General features: G+C 43.8%; 18 protein-coding genes and 1 riboswitch. Of the genes, 1 reads left to right on the forward strand and 17 read right to left on the reverse strand.

Annotated features, from left to right (window positions below; genetic code table 11):
• Positions 1 to 107: 107 nt before the first annotated feature.
• Positions 108 to 1301, reverse strand: coding sequence for a polysaccharide deacetylase family protein (locus DFR59_RS15435; RefSeq protein WP_158538409.1), 1194 nt, complete (start codon positions 1299 to 1301; stop codon positions 108 to 110).
• A 97-nt stretch (positions 1302 to 1398) separates the two neighbouring features.
• Positions 1399 to 2532, reverse strand: coding sequence for a glycerate kinase family protein (locus DFR59_RS15440; RefSeq protein ID WP_114746574.1), 1134 nt, complete (start codon positions 2530 to 2532; stop codon positions 1399 to 1401).
• Between the two features lie 401 nt (positions 2533 to 2933).
• Positions 2934 to 3018: riboswitch (cyclic di-GMP riboswitch) on the forward strand.
• Positions 3019 to 3034: 16 nt separating this feature from the next.
• On the opposite strand from DFR59_RS15440, the gene DFR59_RS20530 reads away from it, so the two are divergent.
• Positions 3035 to 3166, forward strand: a complete 132-nt coding sequence (locus DFR59_RS20530; RefSeq protein WP_281269367.1) for a hypothetical protein — start codon at positions 3035 to 3037, stop codon at positions 3164 to 3166.
• A 123-nt stretch (positions 3167 to 3289) separates the two neighbouring features.
• On the opposite strand, the gene DFR59_RS15445 is transcribed toward DFR59_RS20530, so the two are convergent.
• The 15 genes from DFR59_RS15445 to DFR59_RS15515 form a co-directional block, all read right to left on the reverse strand.
• Positions 3290 to 4825: an FAD-dependent oxidoreductase gene (locus DFR59_RS15445; RefSeq protein ID WP_114746575.1), complete on the reverse strand. Its 1536-nt coding sequence runs from the start codon at positions 4823 to 4825 to the stop codon at positions 3290 to 3292.
• Positions 4826 to 5197: 372 nt separating this feature from the next.
• Complete coding sequence (locus DFR59_RS15450) at positions 5198 to 6541, reverse strand: FAD-dependent oxidoreductase (RefSeq protein WP_114746576.1); 1344 nt, start codon at positions 6539 to 6541, stop codon at positions 5198 to 5200.
• A 151-nt stretch (positions 6542 to 6692) separates the two neighbouring features.
• Positions 6693 to 7679, reverse strand: a complete 987-nt coding sequence (locus tag DFR59_RS15455; RefSeq protein ID WP_114746621.1) for a Gfo/Idh/MocA family protein — start codon at positions 7677 to 7679, stop codon at positions 6693 to 6695.
• Positions 7679 to 8401: a hypothetical protein gene (locus tag DFR59_RS15460; protein WP_114746577.1), complete on the reverse strand. Its 723-nt coding sequence runs from the start codon at positions 8399 to 8401 to the stop codon at positions 7679 to 7681. The genes DFR59_RS15455 and DFR59_RS15460 overlap by 1 nt, the downstream gene beginning before the upstream one ends.
• Before the next feature lie 75 nt (positions 8402 to 8476).
• Positions 8477 to 9529 (reverse strand): Gfo/Idh/MocA family protein, encoded by a 1053-nt coding sequence (locus DFR59_RS15465; protein WP_114746578.1) that lies wholly within the window; start codon positions 9527 to 9529, stop codon positions 8477 to 8479.
• 147 nt (positions 9530 to 9676) lie between these two features.
• Positions 9677 to 10678 carry a zinc-dependent alcohol dehydrogenase gene (locus DFR59_RS15470; protein ID WP_114746579.1) on the reverse strand — a complete coding sequence of 334 codons (1002 nt, stop codon included), beginning with the start codon at positions 10676 to 10678 and terminating at the stop codon, positions 9677 to 9679.
• A 17-nt stretch (positions 10679 to 10695) separates the two neighbouring features.
• On the reverse strand, positions 10696 to 12108 hold the full coding sequence (locus DFR59_RS15475) for an extracellular solute-binding protein (protein ID WP_114746580.1): 1413 nt from the start codon (positions 12106 to 12108) through the stop codon (positions 10696 to 10698).
• 28 nt (positions 12109 to 12136) lie between these two features.
• Entirely contained in the window at positions 12137 to 12958 is an 822-nt protein-coding gene (locus DFR59_RS15480) for a carbohydrate ABC transporter permease (protein WP_114746581.1), read from the reverse strand.
• Positions 12959 to 12971: 13 nt separating this feature from the next.
• Positions 12972 to 13850, reverse strand: coding sequence for a carbohydrate ABC transporter permease (locus DFR59_RS15485; protein ID WP_114746622.1), 879 nt, complete (start codon positions 13848 to 13850; stop codon positions 12972 to 12974).
• A 224-nt stretch (positions 13851 to 14074) separates the two neighbouring features.
• A complete protein-coding gene (locus tag DFR59_RS15490) occupies positions 14075 to 15346 on the reverse strand; it encodes a sugar ABC transporter substrate-binding protein (RefSeq protein WP_114746582.1) in 1272 nt (423 codons plus the stop codon).
• A 280-nt stretch (positions 15347 to 15626) separates the two neighbouring features.
• Entirely contained in the window at positions 15627 to 16511 is an 885-nt protein-coding gene (locus DFR59_RS15495; protein ID WP_114746583.1) for a Rossmann-fold NAD(P)-binding domain-containing protein, read from the reverse strand.
• A gap of 203 nt (positions 16512 to 16714) precedes the next feature.
• Positions 16715 to 17788 (reverse strand): dihydrodipicolinate synthase family protein, encoded by a 1074-nt coding sequence (locus DFR59_RS15500; RefSeq protein ID WP_211318569.1) that lies wholly within the window; start codon positions 17786 to 17788, stop codon positions 16715 to 16717.
• 3 nt (positions 17789 to 17791) lie between these two features.
• On the reverse strand, positions 17792 to 18778 hold the full coding sequence (locus DFR59_RS15505; RefSeq protein ID WP_425454716.1) for an NAD-dependent epimerase/dehydratase family protein: 987 nt from the start codon (positions 18776 to 18778) through the stop codon (positions 17792 to 17794).
• Between the two features lie 95 nt (positions 18779 to 18873).
• Complete coding sequence (locus tag DFR59_RS15510) at positions 18874 to 21633, reverse strand: FIMAH domain-containing protein (protein ID WP_114746584.1); 2760 nt, start codon at positions 21631 to 21633, stop codon at positions 18874 to 18876.
• Entirely contained in the window at positions 21630 to 22718 is a 1089-nt protein-coding gene (locus tag DFR59_RS15515) for a Gfo/Idh/MocA family protein (protein ID WP_114746585.1), read from the reverse strand. Before DFR59_RS15515 ends, DFR59_RS15510 begins: the two co-directional genes overlap by 4 nt.
• Position 22719 lies beyond the last annotated feature (1 nt).

Here is a 22719-nt window from a genome sequence, read left to right on the forward strand (position 1 = left end):
AGGAGCTAGGCGCTGGAGCTGGACAAAATACCACTCCAAATTTTTATACTTTCTTATCTTTAAATAAAAAAAACGGCTAATTATGCTTTCATAATTAGCCGTTTTTTTTAGTTATTTTCTACTTTTTCAGTAAACACATCCATATTGTGATAGCGGGAAACTCCCTGCCTTTTTAGCATCAGCATCGGATCTCCTATTTTCACATTCCCTGTTTCAGTTGTGAACGCCATATGGATCCCCGCTTTCGCTGCAGCAGTCTCTGCTGTTTTATTAAACTGACCCCATGGATAGGCAAGATAAGTAGATTTTAACCCTGTGAATTCATTCCAGTGAAGCAGGTCACCTTCGACTTCTTCTTCCGAATACATTTGCATATAAGGTGTAAATGTATCTTTATCCCTTAAATGCATGGCATATGTATGAGATTCATAGGAAAACACATCTTTATATTGCACGATATCATTAAATCCCATGTACTGCAGGGATTCTGGATTGAATGGAAGACTATGCTGATAAAGCCTGCATCCAATGACAAAATCTGTTGCTATAAAGTGCTTTTCCTGCAATATAGGATAGGCATAATGGATGGTGGAGACTAGACCATCATCAAAAGTCAAAACCACCACTTTGCCCGGCAGATTTTGATTATACTTCAAATATTGCTCTAACGTAGGCAAATCAATTGTTCTAAATCCTTTAGCCTGCAAGTAGTCCATCTGCTTTTGGAACTCATCATAAGAAACAGTCATATTATCGTGAAAATTGACATTCTCAGAATCTTTTAAAATATGATGATACATCAAAACAGGGATACCTTCATCTTTTTCTGTGAAACTCTTTAAAATATATCCTTCCCGTCCAGCAAAATTGATTTTAAGCCATTTAGGGTCGCTGCTTTCAGATGCAGCATACCGAATATTGCGGTTAAGAATGCCGATAGCATGTTCAGCTTGCACATTGTCAAAGACGACAATCTGCCGACTTGTAATAACCATATCCGGATTCAAACTCGATTGGCTGGGCTCAGTCGTTTCTAGAACATTTACGGACTCATTCAACGGCAGACCCTCTACCAGGTTAGAAAAAGGCACGAGGAGCTTTTCCCCATCCTTGGCAGCAGAATATTCTACGTTCGGAAGCAAAACTCCCGCAGATATTTTTTCACCAGCGACATTCATTACAACAGGGGTTTCTTTTTCGACTTCAAAAGAATACGTCCCTTCAACTGCATATGCTTTATTCGCTGCAAAAACAGCCAAAAACAGGATTGCACCCGATAAAGCATGACGGAATTTTAACAATTTTATCCACTCCAGTAACATTATTCCTTAACTATTTTACTAGAGATGGTAAAAGTTTACTAGGTCTTTTCGGTTATTTGTCCAACAATATGATTTTTCATCTTAATAATCTAATAAGCTGCTCTACGGTTGTTTCCACCTGCTGCTTCGTAATTGCCGGGTCAAGCGCTTCCTCAATAGTTCGGCATTCGGTTTGAATGGAGAAGATGCCGTCGAGAAAATGATTGTGCAGGGTCAATTCAGAATCAATCCTGCCGGCAATGGCAATCACTTTTTTATTGTGTTTTTTGGCAATCTTTCCGACACCAAGGGGCACTTTACCCATCAAGGATTGATAATCTATGCTTCCTTCACCCGTAATGATGAGATCTGCTTCTTTAATCTTGCTTTCCAGACTGGTGAGTTCGATGACTTGGTCGACGCCGAATTTTATTGTACCGTTTAATGGTGCGGAGATAGCGCCGCCAAGCCCCCCGGCTGCCCCTGAACCAGGGATGTTCTGGACATCCTTTCCGTAGGTCTTTTCAAATAGATTCGCTAGTTTTCTCATCGCCAGGTCGAGTTCCCCGATTTCTACATCGGATGCCCCTTTTTGCTTGGCGAATACATAGGCTGCTCCCCTCTCCCCATAAAAAGGACAGGTGACATCGCTAGCAGCGGTGATTAGGCAGTCCTTCAGTTCAGGGATGACGTCTTCATCAGAAAGACGGACGGCTTGCATTATCGGGTTGCCCCGCATCCCCATCAAAGTGCCGGATACATCGTATAGATGCCAGCCAAGCGCTTGCATCATTCCAAGGCCCCCGTCGTTTGTTGCACTCCCGCCCAGGGAAACGACAATATCCCGATAACCGCGCTTGATGGCATCTTTGATTTGTTCGCCGAGTCCATATGTATTAGTGTTGAATGGATTTTGCAGCTGTTTAGGAAGCAGGGACAAGCCGCTGCTCCTTGCACATTCGATATAGGCGACATCACGGTCGTCTTGATGGATGACGGCATATTTCACTTTGATTGGCCGCATCAGCGGGTCATGGACGTCTACTTCCACTTCATGGCCATTTGTGCTTTGAAGGAGGGCTTCGATTGTCCCTTCTCCTCCGTCTGCCATAGGTGAAATGACGGTCTTCGCTTCTGGAATCACTTTTTTTATGGCGGTCTCAGCCGCTTTTCCAACTTCATATGATGATAAAGAACCTTTAAATGTATCGCACGCAATTAAAACATTCATTTTTGAATAGCACCTCTTTAGTTCCCCTGTCGACAGGGTGTTCAGTGGCGACAGCCGGGATTGATTTCTACTATTCTAGCTGAAAAGGGGACGGGAAATCCAGTGTCAGACTGACCCGTTACGAAGTGCTTAGCAAGTGGATGGGGATTTCCAGAAGGATCGGGTGACGTACAGCTCCAGCGCCTAGCCCCTCGAGTCATAAGCCGTACCTTTATAGAAATCAGGATTTCCTTCGAGCTCCGTCTTATGCTGGTCGGGGCTGACCGAGGCGCTTGCGCTTTTCTTGGTCCAGCTTCAGCCCCATGTTACTTTGGCGCAAAATATTCTTTTATGCATAATTCAAATAAATAAGACTATAGAACTATTACTCTTGTCGAAATATCTGGTATATTGTCCTTAGAAGGACGAAACGGCTAAGCCATTGAAAGATGGCGGCGCAAAACTAAAGGGGCTAAGGTCACAGGACTAAGTCAGCCAGTTATCGAACCAAGGAGGAGTTAAAATGGGAAGATTTTTGACGCCTGAAGAAGCGTATCTATTGAAAAAGAAACGTAGAACCGTCAGATATGTATTAATAGGCATCGCTACCATCGGACTTGGAGCCGGGGTATCCGTATTGCCATACCTTATGTAACAGATACAGAACCGCATTTCCCCTAATGAGAAATGCGGTTTTTTCATTGGTTCTTTATTGCCTGTCGCTACCGTCCCCCAAGAATATTCGACAGGTTTCGAGTGGTGACACCTTAAGTAGACTTCACCAGTGGAGCTGAATGCCGCTGGTTCGCAGTGTTTCTTGATACTTCTGCAAGTGGCTTTTGTTTTCGCGCACAGTTTTTGGATTCACTTTACGCTGAATACAGTAGGCAGCCAGATGGCCGCAGGCTTCTCCGATGTTCCACTCAACTGGGTGCAGCCGGTAGCATCCGTTGGTTATATGCGTGGTGCCAATGTTTTTACAGCATGGAAGCAGATTTTCCGTTTCTCTTGGAATCAATGCACCAAGCGGGATTTGAAAAGGAAGTGCCGGTATATCGATATAGGTCTTCCCTGACATGCTTGGATGGAGATCGATGCTGTATGACCCCACCCCAATTGAATCTTCATACCCCTTTCCATATCCGCTGTTAAATTCCGGAGAAACATCCTGCTCCCTGATGGTATACTCGGCTTTAAGCCTTCTGGATTCTCTAATATACGGAGCCTTTGCAAAGCCATCGCGTGTTCCCATGACATCTCCTCTAAGCTTGAGACCAGGAAAACCGGTCCCCCCGGATGGATTCGGCGCTTCGGTCTGCAGCCAATAAAACAAGGATAGGCTTAACTGTTTGGCGCCGAATAAGTGCTTTTTTTTCTCATCATTAGCCACGTCATACACATTCCCCAAAAAGTAATCATTTTGGGGCCAATTCAATAAAGCGACATCCCCTGCATCTCCCAGATTGAATTGCTTATTGTCAAAAATCCTTCGATAGTTCCATAGAGAAAACTTTCCGTCTTCACCGAACAGGGAGTACTCTCGATTTTCAAGTGTTATGGGGTGTGGTGCAGTGAAACTCAACAACGGATTTGGCCAAATATCAGGATGAAAAGATTTCCAAAATGAATACATTTCAGGTTCTTTTATCGTATGATCTTCCCCTTCTCGATACTCCATTGCCAGCACATGCGTAAACGCTTGTATATTATGGGGATCAGCCTCTTCTCCTGCATGCGGTTCACCCGTCTCTTTTTTTGACTCAGCCCCCGTAACATACTCTGTTTCTGAGAGAGGAAGAAGTTCTCCTGTTTCTGTGGCATCTAAAAACAATCCACACTTAACATGAATCTCTGCTGCTCCCCCTGCTGTTCGAAGGGTTGCAGCCTCGATTCTCTTTCCCCTTTTTTTAACCCTTTTGACAACTGTGTTCAGCAGGATTTCCAGCTTTCCAGTCAGTAGATAAGGTGAAAGCATTTCGTATAGAACTTGCAAAGAAACCCTTGGATCATGCGCTATATTGCTTACAAGTGCATTTCCTGGATTGAACGTTTTCGCAAGATTGTCAACGGATAAAGATAACGGCATGCTGCGGAAATAATAGTCCCGTATTTTCCTGCGGTATAATCGATAGGTTTGTGTACATCCTGTTTCCTCAATCCAAGGGTGTTCATCCAAAGGAACTGCTTGGGAAGTAACTTGACCACCTATCCAATCAGTTTCTTCCGTCATCAGCACCCGGCAGCCTTGGGAACATGCTGCAAGTGCAGCGGCACAGCCGCCAAGCCCGCCGCCGGCAATGAGTACATCTACCATTAAGACCCCTCCCTCTTAATCTAGGCTCTTTTCTCAAACTTTGTTGCTTTAGCTAATAAAGTAGGAATTCTCCTGCGATATTCCAATCTCAAAATAGCTCAAATAGTGAAAAGAGCTTGGATTAACATTTGAACACACAAACTAACTATTTTTACGTTAAAATCTGCATTTTTATTTTAATAACAATCTTTACGAAAGACTCTTTTCTTAAAGTTTGTTGCTTTTTAAATGAAAAAAGGATAGTTTTTGCAAACAATTAGCTTGTTTAGCTAGAAAAGAGCCTGGTTTCTATATTGCAACGTGCCACACAGATAATTTCACGTTACAATCGGCAGTAAGATTTTAACAACAACCTTTACGAAAATAGTCTTCTTAATCTAAAATTACATCATTGTCCTTTAAGATTTTTTGCAAAGAAGATATATTTATATCCTTTGGCCGGACTCCCTCTTTTACTGCGATGGAAGCAGCAGTACCGGCAGCCTGTCCCGTTGCCATCGCACTTGGGGTCAGCCTCGTTGTGGCAAATGCTTCATGGGTGGTTGAAATGCAGCGTCCCGCAGCCAGTACGTTTTCAATTTCCTTGGGCAGCAGGCAGCGGTACGGGATATCGAATGTTCCATCGCCTCCAACCTCCGCAAACGTTACGTAATCTTTCTTCGGGTCATGGATATCGATTGGATAGGCACTCATGGCGATCCTGTCTTCGAATTTTGTTCCGTTTGTCACGTCCTCTGCCGTCAGAACGTATTCTCCCAGTATCCTCCGTGTTTCCCTCACTCCGATTTGAGGAGCAATAGAAGCTATCCCCGCTTTTTCGAATCCGGGAACATACTCTTTGAAAAATTCCGCCAGCATAAACACTTGCTTTCTTCCTTCAAACTCTGCTTTCGTCAGGTCCTCTGCCTTCGTCCCATCATACCCTTGCACCCTGGAACAATTAATCAGCACTTCATCTTCCCCGGGGCCAGTAAAAAACAAGACATGATCCCGATTGATCGGAAGCCCTGCTTTTTTCCATTGCGGATAAAAGCCTTGGACAACTGTTAAAGGGTGGACACCCGACTTGATTTCCTCAATCAATGACTTCGAATAAAATTCATCAGGATGATCGATCATATATTTTTTAACCGCATCCAAGTCAACGCCGTTCATTCTGAATTTCATGGTCATAGGTTGAGTGAGGCCGTCATCCACTCGTCCGACTTGCATCTTTGCACCCGCTAAATGACAGAGGTCCCCGTCTCCGGTACAATCAATAAATGTCTTTCCTTCAATCGTCATTCTCCCTGATTTAGTAGATAGAACAATGCTTTCGATGCTGTTCCCGCTCACCTTCACTTCATCCACAAAACTGTGCAGCAGAATATCCACACCTGCTTCCTTGGCCATTTCCAAAGCAAGCAGCTTGTATTCTTCTTGTTTATAAGGAGTGACAGTGCGGACAAATCCAATCGTATCCCGCAAATGCCCCGGTGAAGCACCCTGCTCCTGGAGCCGTCCTACAATTTCCTCAGCGATTCCTTTGATGACCTGTCTTCCTTTATAGTCATGAAACGTCATCCAAGGATAAACCATGGCAGCTGTCGACATCCCGCCAAGGAATCCATAGCGTTCGACCAAGAGCACCGTCACATTCATTCTTCCTGCAGCAATGGCAGCATTTATCCCTGCCGGACCTCCACCAACAATGACTACATCATATTGTTTGTTCATCGCCTTAAATCCCTTCTGGTACAAACCGTTACTAATAAAAGAAGGAAAGGGCTCCCTCTTCTAGGCTCTTTCCTTCATTAATAACGGCTCTTTTCCCATACTTTTTTGCTTACGGTAATAAAAGAGGATTTTTCAATTTTAACAACACTCATTAAGAAAACTCCCTTAGTAAAACCGGCTTCGATTCTCTGGCAGATTGATAGGCAGCAAGCGCCGCCTCCACGGCTTTTAATCCATCAAACCCGGTGATGGACGGCTCCGTTCCATTTGACACACTTTGAAGAAAATCTTCCACCAATCCTTGGTCAATGTCATTTCCTAAAAATGAATATTGAAGTGATTTTGCTTCATTTTTATAATGAAAAAGTTTCTCGCCAAAGGCATCCGCTTTTACTGATTTTTTTGTTCCGATCACTTCGATTGCTGCATCTCCCCACGCAGGGAATTTTGAAAACCTCGACCAGCTCGTGTCATGGCTCGCAATGGTGCCATCTTCAAATTCAATGGTCAAGAGCCCCGCGTCATCAATTTCCTGCTCTGAAAAGTAATGTTCGACGGTCGCATATATTTCTTTTATTTCCTTCCCTAAAAACCAGCGCATGATATCAATCATATGAACCGTATGGTCAAAGACCGCTCCACCTCCGGCCAATTTCGGGTCCACGAACCAACCTCCCGGGTTTTGACCACGATTCACGGAACGCATGGCAATGATCTCGCCTAATTCTCCGTGATCGATCATTCGCTTCAGCTTCTGCATGGATTGGCTGAATCTGACCGGAAATGCTGTCTGCAATAGGACGCCTTCCTCTTTACAGACTTCGATCATTTCTTCTGCCTCATCAACAGTCAGAGCAAGGGGCTTCTCACAAAGAATGTGTTTTTTGGCTTTGGCTGCCATAATTGTCATCTCTTTATGCCTGGCATTTTCGCTGCAAATGATGACGGCATCCAAAGGCAACTCCAAAAATGCCTGAGCATCTTCAACAAATGGCACGTCAAAACGATTCGCAGCCTCTTCCCCCCTTCCTGGGTCATCATCATAAATGGCGGCCAGTTCAGCATTGGGGATTTTTTCGATACATTCTGCATAGCTGAAAGCATGCATATGGGCAAAGCTCATCATGCCTACTTTTATCATTTCACTTCCTCCCCGCTCCATCTCTCTTCACTGCTAAATGACAAATACTCCTGGGCTATTTGGCTTTTCAATGAATAAGATTTCTCCTGTAGACTCACAACGTCAATCAAATAGTCCGGCTCGCTTTTATCAGAGGAGTAATCCAGGTTGGCCCCCTGGCCAGACCATTCCATTTCAAGACTATCTTCACTTGCATCAGATGCCAGATATTCAAAATGTGCCATGACATCCTTTTGAAAGGTCACGCAAGAAATAAGGTAACAATGTCTTTCCCGCACGGATTTTTTCAAAAATACAGAGGATACTTCTCCAAACAATTTGGAGAAAACAAATACGTCACTGAGCATTGCTTCTTTATTCAGTCCTGAATCACTTGACCGTTTCATCCGGAAAACCCCGCGGCGATTTTGATTTTCCGCATTCAATAATTCAATGAATCTTGCAGAAGGGGGATGCACCTCCATCTCGAAATAGAGGAAGCATTTCTCTTCATTGAGGAACTCCCCGTACTGTTTGACCATCGTTGAAGGCAAATAGACTTCATCAGCTTCTATTAATAGTTTTTGAACCCCTTCATTATGGCCGTCAACAGCTACTGTTCCGTTAAAGCCCCTGGTATCCAGAAGAAACACATTGAGATCATCTGTATTTGTGATTTCAACAATTGATTCTGCTTGTGAATTCTTAAATCTCTTTCTATTATGGAGGATGACTTTCATTTCGAATCCTCTCTTTCTATTAAGCTTTTTTAATTGCTCTTTTCTCTGACTTTGGTGCTTTGATTAGATGTCCATTTATAAATTGACTTCTCTTCCCAGTTCAGCAGATTCATAGATGGCAGAAATCATTTTCATAACTTCGACTCCATCGCTGATTGGCGCAATGACCTCTGACCTACCAAGGCAGCATTGAATAAAATGGTCCACTTCATTATTAAAGGCTTCAACAAAATTAAATTCACTATGGTCGACTTGCGGGTCAATATTCAGAATGGTATCGTATTTTTCAGCAACAATAGAGAATTCCGGTTCAATCTCCGCTCCTCCTTTATCACCGAACACTTTGACAGATACCTCATTTTCTTTTGTATGCAGAGTGAAACTCACATCGATAAATAAAGATGCACCGTTTTCAAATCGAATCAATGCATTTGCCAAGTCCTCGACATCATTCCTCGCAGGATCAAAATCGGCGGCTTTGTAAAAGCTTAAGTTTTGGATGTTATTCCGGTTCCCAAGGGAGTGATAAGTGTTCCCTGTCACGGACACTGGTTTTGGCTTGCCCATCAGATACCAGCAAAGGTCAATCAAATGGACGCCGAGGTCGATCAGCGGCCCGCCTCCAGACCTTTTTTTATCCGAAAACCAGCCCCCGGGATTCCCTAAACGTCTCAACACAGAAGCTTTGGCATAATACAGTTCGCCAAGATCTCCGTTATCAAGAAACTTTTTAAGAATTTTCGTGTTGCTTCCGTGTCTCCTGACAAAACCAACCTGCGCGGTCTTTCCGGACTCACGCGCTGCCTTTTCAAAAGCATGAGCCTCCTCTACATTTGTGCAGAGCGGCTTCTCCACCAGGACATGCTTGCCGGCTTCCAATGCGCTGATCCCGATTTCAGCATGCGTTTCATTCCACGTACAAATGCTCACTGCATCAATATCTTTGTTCTTCAGCAATTCTTTATAATCAGTATAAAGCTGGCTGACACCATATTCCTCGCCCTTTTTCTTCAGCCTTTGCTCATTCAGGTCACAAAAAGCAACGAGTTCGACTTCCGGATGATCTTTGTAAGGCTGAATATGATATTGAGAGATGCTTCCGACTCCGATTACACCGACCTTTAACATATGTAGCTCCTCCCTTGCCCATCAGGTAAGATTCTCTTGCATTGAACGTTTTTCCCGTTCCACACCTGCTGATGGAGGTTTACCCAAAACTTCAAGGGGAACCTCCATCTTTCTCTTCTTCTCGCTGCAGCACCTTAAAAATAATCTTCAGGCATACCGAATCACTTTTGTCAGTACAGAAGTTTCTTTGTTCCTCAGCTGTTCAAATGCCTCCCCGACATCCTCACTGCTAATGACTTCATTTACATAAGGAGAAAGATCGATTTTGTGTTCATTGACAAGCCTCAAGAATTCACCGATATTTCTCCCTTCCGTCCACCTGACAAATCCATAAGGGTAGTCAATGGCCCGACATTCGTATACGGGGTCATACCTTCCTGGTCCACCTGCGCGGGAGATCAGGATTTCCGCTTCCTTAGCAAACATATCCTGACGCGGAAAATCCGGTTCAATGTCTCCTACAATGACCACTTTTCCTTTGTCACGCACCCACTTCAGGCTTTGGGATGTGAGTGGTGATTTATGACCGCCTGCGCATAGGAAAACGGAATCTGCCCCGCGGAAATTGGTGTTCTCAAACAAGTCCTTTTCCATTTGTTCGATATCTGAATGGCAGTGGATGTATGGTTCATTCGTTAACATTTCTGTTCTGGCAGCTGATAAATCAAAAGCAAATACACGATATGCTGCCGCATTTGCAATGAGTGCAATCATTTGCCCGAGTATTCCAAGTCCTGCTATTACGGCGCTTTCTCCAAATTCGAGTTTTCCTACTCTAAGCGCATGGATGGCAATGGCTCCGATGCCTCCGAAAGCAGCTTCTTTTGCAGTGACATTCGGCGGAACTTTGCAGCATAAGGTCTTTGGGACAAGCAAGTATTCTGCATGTTTCACATACGGTGCCCCGTAGCAGGCAACAAGATCTCCTTCTTTGATCCCTTCGACTCCATCCCCGCAGCTCTCTACGATCCCGGAGGCACTGTATCCTAAGTTGATTTGATGATCCTTGCTTTTATTGATGATGGAAATTTCCGTTCCAGGGCTTATGACAGAAAAGGAAGTTTTGACTAAGACATAGGATGGCTTCACTTCCGGCTTCATTTCTTCTACCACTTCAACTGCTCGATTTCTCGCAACAACACTTTTCACTACATCACCCCCGTACATTATTTTGGAATGGACGATTGGATTGTCAGCTTTGCCTGCAGCCTCTGCTGAAAAATTTTATCATCCATTAAATCAGACAAGTAAATTCTTAATTCGTTCCGTACCTCACCAAATTCTTTTGCAGTCAATCCTATATCGGTATACAGCTTATACGTTGGGATGATTTCTCTGAAAAGTTGATATCGCAGCGGTTTATAGACTTCTGTTTCATCCTGGCGCTCTGCAGCTTTCTTCATAGCCGGGATGCTCAACGTGTTCGTCCGAATGATTTCCTGCGCATCTTCCCCTGAGAGATAATCGACAAATTTGGCTGCAGCCTCTTTTTTGGAGGAAAATTTATTGATTGCCAAGCCAATAATCAATAGAAGCGTGCTCGGATCTTTTAAATATGGGAGCGGCGCTATGTCATATTGGATCTTGTGATTTTTGATTTCATTCAAGCTGAAATAGGACGCCATGATCATCGATGCTTTTTGCTCCAAAAACAGTTTTTCAGCATCCCGATCGCTATCGGACAAAAATGTGTGCATGATTTGCTGTTCGTCAAATAATGCCCGGAGCAAATTTACACTTTCGAGAAATTCCTTGCCTGGAAAAACAGGTTCTCCATTTGAGTTTCTTGTGAATTCCACCCTGTTCTGAAGAAGGAGAATCGGCCATCTATTTAAGGAAAGGGGATGAAAGTACAACCCGCACCTTCCATCTTCCTGGTTTTCCTTCATTAGCTGTGAGGCAGCTTCCAGCGCATCATCCCATTTCCAACCGCTATCCGGATAAGCCATTCCTTTTTGATCAAAATGTTCCTTATTGTAGCAGAGGACAATCGGTGAAAAGACAAACGGCTTAACATACTGCGTTTTTTTCTTTCCAGCAGCGGAGAAAGGCTTTTGCAAAAAGGAATAGATGTTAGGATCCTCTGCGATTTCTTCAAATACACTGGATTGATAATGGTTAAAATCACAGAAATCCTTATAGTTTATCGTGACGACGTCAATCATATCGTTTTGGAAAAAGTCCTGTACGGTATGTCTATAATGCTCGTATGGCAAAGCAATCGTTTGCACTTTTATTGCTGGGTTTTCTGCTTCAAAACGTTTAATCAATTCTTTCAATTGAGCATCTTTGATTAGTGACGGGTAGTACCCAACCCTTAAGATCACCTGGTCAAAAGGCCGGGTCGACGCCACTTGATTGCCGATGCGTGACTTCTTGACAATCAGCCCCTCGCTGACAAGCTCCTCCAGTCCTTTTCTAACGGAGTTCTTACTAAGCCCGTACTGTTCGGCCAATATTAATTCAGAAGGAAGATAGTCTCCTACATTGATATCCCCCTCAATGATTTTCTTCCTCATGCTGGAGACTAAATGATTTAGTTTTGCTTTGAATTCTTCTCTATTAATCTTTCCACTCATGTTTGCAGATCCTTTCTGACGAAGCTTCTTATTTTATGCCAGTCAAAGTGATTCCTTTGACAAAATACCTTTGGAAGAAAATGAATATTAAAAATGTGGGAATGAAAGAAAGCACCGAACCGGCCATCTCTACGCCAAAGTTGCCTTCTTTTGTAAGCAATGAAGCAAGCCCCACTGTAACTGGATACATCTCATCACTTGTTGTAAAAATCAATGGAGTAAGGAGGTCATTCCAATTCCCGATGAAGGCAAATGTTCCTACCGTTGCGATAACCGGCTTTGCCAGTGGCAAATAGACCTTGAAAAATACGGTAAAGTCCCCGGCGCCGTCGATGTATGCTGCCTCCTCTAAATCCTTCGGCATGGTCATCATGTACTGCCTCACAAAGAAGACGCCCATGATTCCCCAGATTTCCGGAACAATCAATGGCAAGTACGTATTGATCCATCCTAAATCACTGAACATGATATAGCGCGGGATGATCAACAGCTGACTTGGTATCATGATGACCGCCATCATTATCCAAAAGATCACTTCGCGTCCGAAGAATTGTTTCCGGGCAAAAATATAGCCGAGGATAGCTGAAAAGAACATGTTGCTGAAAACCGGTATGATCGTGATGATCAATGAATTAATGATCCACTTCAAATAAGGCGCATTTTTGAAGATATAGCCAAAATTCGCAAAAGAAAATTTCTCATGGACCACCCATGTAAAGGGGTTGCCGATCGGCAGCGTCATATTTAACAAAGATCCGATGATCATAATGCCGAACGGGATGATGAACACCAGTCCTAATAGAATGAGAGGGATATAAAGCAGTTGTGAACGATTCATCATTTTTAACATGGCCTCTCCCTCCTCATTTGTAGCTCACTTCTTTCCCCATATATTTTTTCTGAATCAATGAAATAACGAAGATGATGAAGAATAGAACATAGGCCAGGACACTTGCATAGCCCAATCGGAGCGATGTAAAACCTTCCTGGTATAAGTAATAAACAATCGTAATCGTTGAATTGCTCGGGCCCCCAGATGTCAAAAGGAATGCCGAGTCGAAGATTTGGAATGATCCAATGGTCGTCACGATTGCTACGTAAAAATGGATTGGAAGCAAGAGTGGAAAAGTGATTTTCCAAAACGTCTTCCACGGTCCCGCCCCATCGATCTTTGCCGCTTCGTACAATTCATGCGGCATTGATTGCAGGCCAGCGTAATAGTAAATCATCGTACTTCCACAAACTTTGAATATGGAAAGTCCAGCAAGCACAATAAGCGCCTGGTCTGAATCTGACAGGAAAAGCTGCGGTTCTATGCCAATTGCATGCAGCAGCATATTAACGAACCCATCATCCGTCCCTTTGAAGATCCATGCCCATATGCCTGAAACGACGACGAATGAAGTGACAACAGGCAGGAAGAAGACTGCTTTAAAAAAGCCTGTGCCTTTCTTTCCGCTATTGATCAGCAAAGCCAAAATCAAACCGACTGCCATCGTAGGGACAATATAATAGATTGAAAACATAATCGTATTCCCTATGGCCTTCCATGCAAGTGGATCATGCAGCAGGCCCAGCCAGTTTTTCAGCCCGATGAACTCCGGCTCGCCAATCACCGGCCAATTCGTAAATGTCAGGTAGAAACTGAACAAAATCGGGAATAACTGAAAAATGGAAAAGTGTATTAAGATCGGAACAAGGAATATATACACCAGCGCATATTTGTTCCAATGGCGCTTCATCTTTTCTTTTCTGGAAATTTTATAGACCACTTGTGCTTCAGTTGCCGTATTCAATCCTGCGCTTTCCAAGATTCCCCCTCCTTCTCTAAGGGTTCTTTTTTGCTGTTATCCGTATCTGTATTTAATGTTTTGCACGCCACGCCGTCCTGCTATGAGATTGCCCGTTTCATAGGATTTAGCAATAGAGGGAGGAGAAATGTAATATTCCTCCCCCCGCTCACATTCTATTGTTTTGCCAATTCAGCCTTTACTGCTTCTGCAGCAGCGTCAGCCGCTTCTTTAGGCGTTTTCTTTCCTTCCATCATTGCCTGCATTTCTGCTTGGATCTTAGGCAGAATATCGCGGGCTACAGGAGAAATGACGCCTGGTTTTGTATATTTGAGCCAATCTACCATTTGTTTCATTTCTGGATTGTTATCATAGATTCCTGCTGCTGATTTACGCGGTGGAATATATTGAGTCAACTCATTGAATGCTTTTGAGTTTTCTGTATTTGTCATATATTCTACGAGTTTAGCAGCCGCTTCTTTTTTATCGCTGTTGGAAGCGACAACGAACATGCCAGTTGTACCAAATGTTGATTGTACTTCTCCTTTCAACGGAGGTCCTAGGACGTAGTCTTTAAATCCTTTTTGCTTCAAAGTGCTTAGCGTCAGGCCTGTTGCACCGGAAGACAATGACTTTCCTTCAAGGAAGTTAGCGAAGTGATCCAATGTATTGACAGAGTCTTTCGGGATCCAGCCTTTTTTGTACCAATCATTGATTGTTTCAAAAGCTTTTACCCCTGCATCGTTGTTCAGGATAACGTTTCCATCCTTATCCAAAACATCTCCCCCTGCTTGCCATAGGACTGGGTAGAGGGTGGCGTTCAATGTGTTTCCGCCTTCAAATCCTCTTGCATAGTAGCCTTTTGCCACTGCTTTTTCAGCTAATGCATCAAACTCTTCCCAAGTAGTAGGGACATCGTCTTTGCTTGCACCGATTTCTTCCATGATTTTAGTGTTATAGACATTTGCACGAACTTCGTGAAGAATCGGCAATCCGTATAGTTCACCTTTATAAGAAACTGCGTCCAGGGAGCTTTGCGGGAAATCCTCTTTATCGAAATCTTTGCCCAGAAGATCAGTGATTGGGGCAAGCACTCCTTTATCGGCAAATTGACCCATCATATCCGGGATGAGGTAGAATACATCTGGCCCTTGGTTTGCAGCAAGCGCCGTCAAGATCTTCTGCTCACGATTTGCCCATGGGATCTCTTGGAACTTCACTTTTACATCCGGGTACTCTTTGTTAAAAGAAGCTGCCATCTGCTCGAATACTTTTGTCTGCTTATCCTTAAGATCCTTTGATACGTATGGATGGATCCATACAGTCAATTCACCGGAGAACTTCTTGTCCTTCCCATCTGATGATGCTTTTTCGTCATTGCTGCATGCTGCCATAGCAAACATCAACACCAACATCAATAAAAAACTGACGATCTTTTTTGCTTTCATCTTTCTCCCCCTCAACTGGTTCATATCTGGTACTTGTAAATAATATTACGGAAGCGCTTTCATCATGTCAATACAATTGATTAAAAATTATGAAAATTTAAATCGCCACGTTTAGACAATTATTTCCCGGAAAATGTCGTTTTATAGGTTTAAGCCCTCTTAAACACCGCTGTGGATTTCCTTTCAAGACTTTGCTTTCCGTGGGAGAATGCGTCTTGCGTCCATTCAACTTCTAGAAATCAGCTGACATTTGAACGTTAAGAAAGCCAATTTTTATAACTTACAAGGCCCGCTGGCTATTGTCTCTGCAGCGATTTATTCTTTCAATTACATGGATGATCGACAAGGTTTCTTCAATCGGAATGGGATTTCTGCCCGTTTTAAAGAAAGATAGGATCTCTTGTATAAGCCCACTGTACATGGATTCCTGCGGGTCGCTTTCCCATATCACAGGAAAAGCCTCATTTTTCGTTTTGGCAGTAATCCGATAAACAGATTTGCCCTCTTGAATCCCTTTTATCACAGCTTTTTTCCCGTCTACCATGATACATTCTACAAGCTCTCCCTGCCCACTCTTTTTTACAGATATGCTCACCGGCAATGTCTTCATAATGCCTTGCATCATCTCTACAAGATGGATTCCATACCAAAAATAGCCCGGATAATGCGGTGCGAAATCGAGCGGCCCCTCCAACTCTAATTCGACAATTTCATCAGGCGAATACTCATTTTGGAATCGCTGGATAAAGTTTGCGTACCTTAGAGCTGAACTGCTCATCAAAGGGGTTCTTCCTTCTTTGCTATCCATAAAATACTGATGCGCCTCTTCGGTTGAAAGGGATAGCGGCTTATCAATAAAAACCGGTTTGCCAAATCCCTTCAGTTGTTCCCATATCTTTTTCCGATCAGGAGAAAACATGGATAACAGGAGGTAAGCATCACAGCGATCATTCAATTCTTCCAATGAATCAGCTATCGGAATAGGAAACTCTTTAAGGAATCGCTCCATTATGATGTGATGCTGCTTCATGCTGCTGGCGATCTGTGGTGAATAATAAGGATAGACCGCCGCGATTTTATGTCCTATATTGGATCCGCAGTTCAATATTTCCCTAGTAAAAGCAATTACATGGGAGGAATCGCTGCCAATGATTCCAATTTTCATTCATTTCCCTCCCGCACTTTCTTATATCGAGGCTGTTTTCTCAAAGTTTGTTGCTTTAGCCATTAAAATAGGATAACTTGTGCAATCAATGCAGGAAATTCAGCTGAAAAAGGAGCCTGAATACTCTATTTCACCGCGCAAAACAGGTATTTTCACGTTAAAATCAGCATTAAGATTTTAATAATAATGTTTACGAAAACAGCCTATATCGATTGTTTTTCATTCTTATTAAGCCAATTTGATAGGTTTTGAGACACAAAGGAATCATCCTGCAAATGAGGGTAGTCCCGGTAGACCCGCTGTATTTCCTCCAACTGGCCGTCACTCAGTCGCTCTTCCGGAAGCAGGCACCACTCTCCTTGAAGAAGACCCTGCATTGCTAATACCTTATTGATGCCGGCAATGCAGCCTTTGAAGCGGTTGGCGGAATCAAAAAATGCGGCATTGGCATCTGTCACTTCTTGTGCAAGAGTCAGAAAATGAGCTGGAATTGCTTCCTGTCCCCTTACTGCTTTTATCCGTTCAAAATATTCCACTGCTGTTTTGGTCCAGACAGCCCAGTGGCCCAAAAGACCGCCAACAATAGCCTTTTCAATGGTTTTTCCATTGGACTGAAAACGATAGACAGTCAATAAATCGTTGATGATATTATCATCGTTCCCTGTATACAAAGCGATTTGATCAGAGCGAGTCGACTCGCATACGGCACGGACGACATCTAAGGTCTGGTAGCGGTTGAAAGGCGCCATTTTAATAGCAAACACATTATCAATTTCCGCAAATGTCTTCCAAAATTCAAAGGACAATACCCGCCCTCCAACTGAAGGCTGCAAATAAAATCCGAAGACAGGTATGATTTCGGCAATTCGTTTCGTTCTATTTAACAATTCGGCTTCTGAATAATCATTCAATCCTCCCATGCTCAACAACCCGAGGTCATATCCTGCATTTTTGGCAAAGTGCGTCTCTTTTACAGCCTGCTGCGTCGGTCCTGCAATACCGGCGACTTTAATGAATGGACGCTGCAAATTTCTTTTTTCTATTTCTTCAATGGCCAGATTCAGCACTTTTTCATATAAATGAAACTTTGGGTCCCTTATTTCAAATTGAGTAGTGTGGACGCCTACCGCCACTCCACCTGCACCGGCATCCATATAGTATTGGGTCAAAGCGCGCTGCCTGGCTTCATCCAGCTCCCTATTTTCGTTCAATGCCAACGGGTGGGCAGGTATCACCGTTCCGCTGAACAGCAGTTTTTTTACATTTTCACTCAGCATGTTTTAAAAGACTCCTTCCCTCTCTTGGAAATGGGTCGGCTTATTGTACATAGCGCCTCCCTCGGAAATCCAATCGGCTGTCCAGTCAATCATGGAAGCAAGAGTCACACGGGGGTACCCAAAAAGCTGGTGTGCTTTGGAGGCATTGTTCAAAAGAGCGGTGTCCTTCTCTTCATTGATAAATTGGACAGGCTTATTCAATCTTTCACCAAATTGCTGTGCGATCCAGCGAACCGATACTTTTTCAGGACCTGTTATGTTCAACGTCTTCGGCGGAGAACTGCAGTGCAGCAGGGAACGGATGGCATATTCATTAGCGTCGCCTTGCCATATCACGTTCACCTGTCCCATAGACAGGTCTATTGGTGTGCCGGCATTGACTTGTTTAGCGATTTCCAATAGCACTCCGTATCTCATATCAATGGCATAGTTCAAGCGGAACAATAAAACAGGCGTCTGATGTTTATGTGAAAAATAAGTGAAAATCCGTTCCCTTCCTAAACAGGACTGAGCGTACTCGCCGACTGGCTGCACAGGATGATCTTCTGAACATTCGCCTTTGTTGACAGAGGTCAATGGATAGACATTCCCGGTGGAAAAGGATACTATATTGGATTTTTTGAATTTTTCAGCTACCCGGCCAGGCAGATAAGCATTCATAGCCCAAGTAAAATGTTCATTATCCTTCGTGCCGAATTTCGTTCCGGCCATATAAATGATATTTTTGGCATTGGGGAGATTTTGAAGGTCTTCCTCGTTCAATAAATCTGCCGCAATCGTTTCAACACCTGATGATTCAAGTTCTTCACGGAGGGATCCATTTGAGAATCGGGATACCCCTATCACTTTTTTCTCCACTCCCGCTTGATTGATGGCACGTTTGGCCATTTTAGCGAGAGTCGGTCCCATTTTTCCGCCTACCCCAAGAATAAGGATATCTCCCTCTATTTTTTTCATATCCTCAACAAGCGCTTGGGATGGCTTTGTCATCCATTCTTCTAATTGTTCAATCGTCTGTAGCTTCAATTTCATCGCCCCTTTAGTAAGATAGAGGAGGCTGAGTTCCTGCCTCCTCGTGGATATAATCATTTAGGCTGCCTTATCAAAGAATCAAGGCTTGCTGTCAACACGTTCTTGGCATCCAAGGAAATAAATTTACTTAAGCTGTCTTTATTAATCTGTTCCTTCGCTTTTTCCAGGAACTCAATTGCATTCGGCCCATTGCCTTTTTCCAGCTGATGATCTGCTTGCTTTAAGTCCTCCAAAAGCTGTTTATAAAGCGGCTGATCCAGCATATTGCGGCTTCTGTATTCTTCCGCTTCTTCTCTCACAGAGTTGAAGCTTGTTTCGCCAGGATGCACTTCTAATTTCATTAAGTCTGCACCTGAAGCATAATAAAGGCTTCCATCGTTTTCGATATCCATCAAATCGGCATTCTGTTTAATGAGCATGGTGGATAATGTGCCAGGGTTTACGACAGTTATGTTCCTGCCGAGTGTCGTATAAAGCAGACCATCTTTGCCCCAGCGGAGGTAGATCGGCCTCCATTTGCTTGCAGCATAAGTACTCGGATAGACCACTTTGCTTTTCTTCACTTCATATGTTTTTGGATCCATGGCGAAAATCGTTCCGTCGATTGCTCCCCATATAAGTCCATCCGGGCCGGCGGACAATTCGCCGATCATTTTTGGATCAGCATCCAATCCAGGGATATCCGGCGTGAATTCAGCCACTTTCTTGCTGTTTTTCACATCCCATACGAAGATTTTCGCATTTTCATCAGCGGGATTGCTTCCTCCACCGCCCCATACAGAAGTGCCGCCATAAACATATCCATCTTTATAGGCCAAACCGATGATGCTTTGATTTTCCACAACGTTTCGATGGTCTTCCCATTGACCGGTTTGCTTATGATAGATGCTTAAGGAGCCTCCAAGCTCTCCGTAGCCTGGAATGGTTCCGATGAATAAATCATTTCCACTCGATTCGAGAGTAAACGGCCGGTCCTGGAAGTCTTCAATATCATGGATCAGCCCTGGATTCTTATCAGGAGTATTTCCAAAATCCATTGCCTTTGCCGGATCATATTGATAGATTTTCGCCCCTCCATAGGTTCCGAAGAATACTTTTCCGTCGAAGAAACCGATGCCTTCAGGCTGCGGCATCCAGCTCAAATTATGGATGATCTTCGATTCTCGAGGATCAAAGACACTCATTCCCCGATGATATCCGCCTAAATAAATCTTTCCGTCTGGCGCCTTTGCCAATGACTGAATCGGCACCCCTTGCGGTTCCACATCCGGGTAGATGTACTCAACCTCATTTTTCATTGGATCGTACTGCATATATTCTGAAAAACCGCTCACAAGCGCCAGCACTGAATGGCCGTCTTTTTCCACCCATCCGAATTTACGGGTTGTATGATCTGTAGAAGATATGCCGCTGACTTCCTCCGTCGTATTGGTTTTTAAATTATAGCGATGGAGCTTGGCACCCAGGATGTAGTACATGTCTTCCCCGTTGTCTGGAGACGGCGGCGAAATTTCACCTGTGTATTTAATTGTGTTGACCAGTTCCAGCGTTTCCTCATCCAATACGTACACCGTTGAGCCGCCTACTCGAATGAATAGTTTCCCGTCGTATCCTTCAATATTGGCCACGGTGTTGTTCCCGCCTGATATCGGAATGTGGACTTCTTCCTTTTCTCCCGTTTTTAAGTTCAGCCGGTATACATAGGCAGTAGAGCCGATCCCAACGTAAAGGTAGTCGCCTGAAATCCCGAGTCCCCTTGCATATTTCTGGCCATCCTTGAATGTTCCTAAATCTTTGAATTCCCCTGTTTGGATGTCGTATTCAAACACCTTCGCATGCGGATAGGTGGCTCCATATACTTTCCCATCTTTACTGACAGCAAGGTCCCAAATCCATGTATCGGATGGATTTTTACCCAAAGTTTCAATTCTTTTTTCTGCCGGTAAATATCTGTATAGGATGCCATCGTTCGTTCCAGCAAAATAAATGTTTCCGTCACTGCCTTCTGTTATGGCCCATACGGTATCCGCCCCTGGGATAGGCTGTGAAAAGAGTCGTTCACCCGTATCGCCATCAATGGCATAAAAAGTCGCTGGGACGCCATTTGTGGCAAAATAAAGTTCCGAATGCCCATCACTTCTAGTACTGATGGCTGCAGATGAAGTAAGCGATGCTTTTACCGCTTCCCCCAAATTGACTGGGTCACTGACTGTAAGATCCAGCTGCTCTTCCCATGAAAAAGACACTTGATCTACAAATGCATTGGTCACTGAAGCGACTCCCGAATATAATTCCAGTCTTGCCGAAACCGCGTTTTTCGGCGCCTTTCCACTCACAGATCCCGAAAGCCATGTATTGGCTGCCACCGATTTAACACTGTATCCGCTGCTGAATTTGGCTACTTCTTTTCCATTCTCATCAAAATAAAGCAGATACATATTGAGTGAGCCTGATTGCAAATAGATTGAAGCGTCAAAGTGATAGACTTGCCCGCCTGTCACCCTTGCCATGCTGCTTCTTATCCCGGCAGATTTCGTAGAAAGAGAGTCTGCCATCTTCAAACTTTGCGTTCCTTCTTTTACAACAGAACGATCGATAGAAAACCCGGTATCGCCGTATGTTTGTGTCCATCCAAGAATTGCCCCATTCTCTTTGGGAGTTGATTCAAACCCGGCATTTTCAATAAAATAGTCGTTTTGTGCCGGTTTTTCCTTGGCTTTTATCGAATAGGGAGAATTCATGGATGCTAGAGAAACGATTAGGATTCCTGTGGCGGAGATGCGAAAACATTTCTTTAAATTTTTTTGAATCATGATTCCATTCCCCTTCCTTTAGAAAGTTTGATTTCTTTCCGGGTCCTGCTGCTTTCATAGATTGCATCAATCATGCGCATGATTTCCACACCATGTTCAACAGTCGTTCTTGGAGCCTTATTTTCAAGGCAGCATTCAACAAAATGATCGGTCTGCTCCTGAAACGCAGCATCCACATTGAGTCCGTCCTGATCAGTCTGCGGGCGGGCATTAAGGATGGTATTGTACTTTTCGATGATCAGCCATGTTTCCGGAAGTACTTCGGTTCCTCCTCTCTCGCCGTAGAGAACGACGCTTGTTTCATTTCTTTTCGCATGGAGTGTGTAGCTGGTATCCAAATATAGGGACGCTCCGTTTTCGAAGCGGATCATCGCATTGGCAAGGTCTTCAACGTTATTGAAATTAGGATTGTAATCAGCCGTTTTATAAAATGCCAGGTTTTTGATGTTGGATCGATTTCCGAGTTTATTATATGTATTGGCACTGACGGCTATGGGACGTGGACAACCCATTAAGTACCAGGAAAGATCGAGTACATGGATTCCTACATCAATCAGCGGCCCGCCCCCTGATTTTTCACGGTCTGCAAACCAGCCGCCAGGATTCCCAAGCCTTCTGAGTGCAGACGCCTTAGCGTAGTAAATGCGGCCAAGGTCGCCATGATCGATGAAAGTTTTTAGCATTTGAACATTGGGGTCGAATCTTCTGATGAATCCTACTTGAAGTGTTTTCCCTGTTTCTATGGTCTTTCTTTGGATGGCGAGTGCGTCAGAGATGGTTGTACAAAGAGGTTTTTCTACAAATACGTGTTTGCCGGCATCAAGTGCGGCCATGATGATGTCTGCATGGGTGTTATTCCAGGTACAGATAACGACTGCTTCCAAGTCTGGGAGCTGAAGCATGACATTGTAGTCTGTACAAAGATGGGGGATGTTGTATTGTGCGGCTTTCTGTTTTGCCCGTGATTCATTGAGGTCGCAGATGGCATACAGTTCTGCGGCGGAGTTGTTTTGGTAAGAATTTAGATGAAGTTCCGAAATGGCTCCGCCGCCGATGATTCCAATTTTCAATGGTATTGGACTCATT

The sequence above is a fragment of the Falsibacillus pallidus genome, assembly GCF_003350505.1.
GTDB classification, from domain to species: domain Bacteria; phylum Bacillota; class Bacilli; order Bacillales; family DSM-25281; genus Falsibacillus; species Falsibacillus pallidus.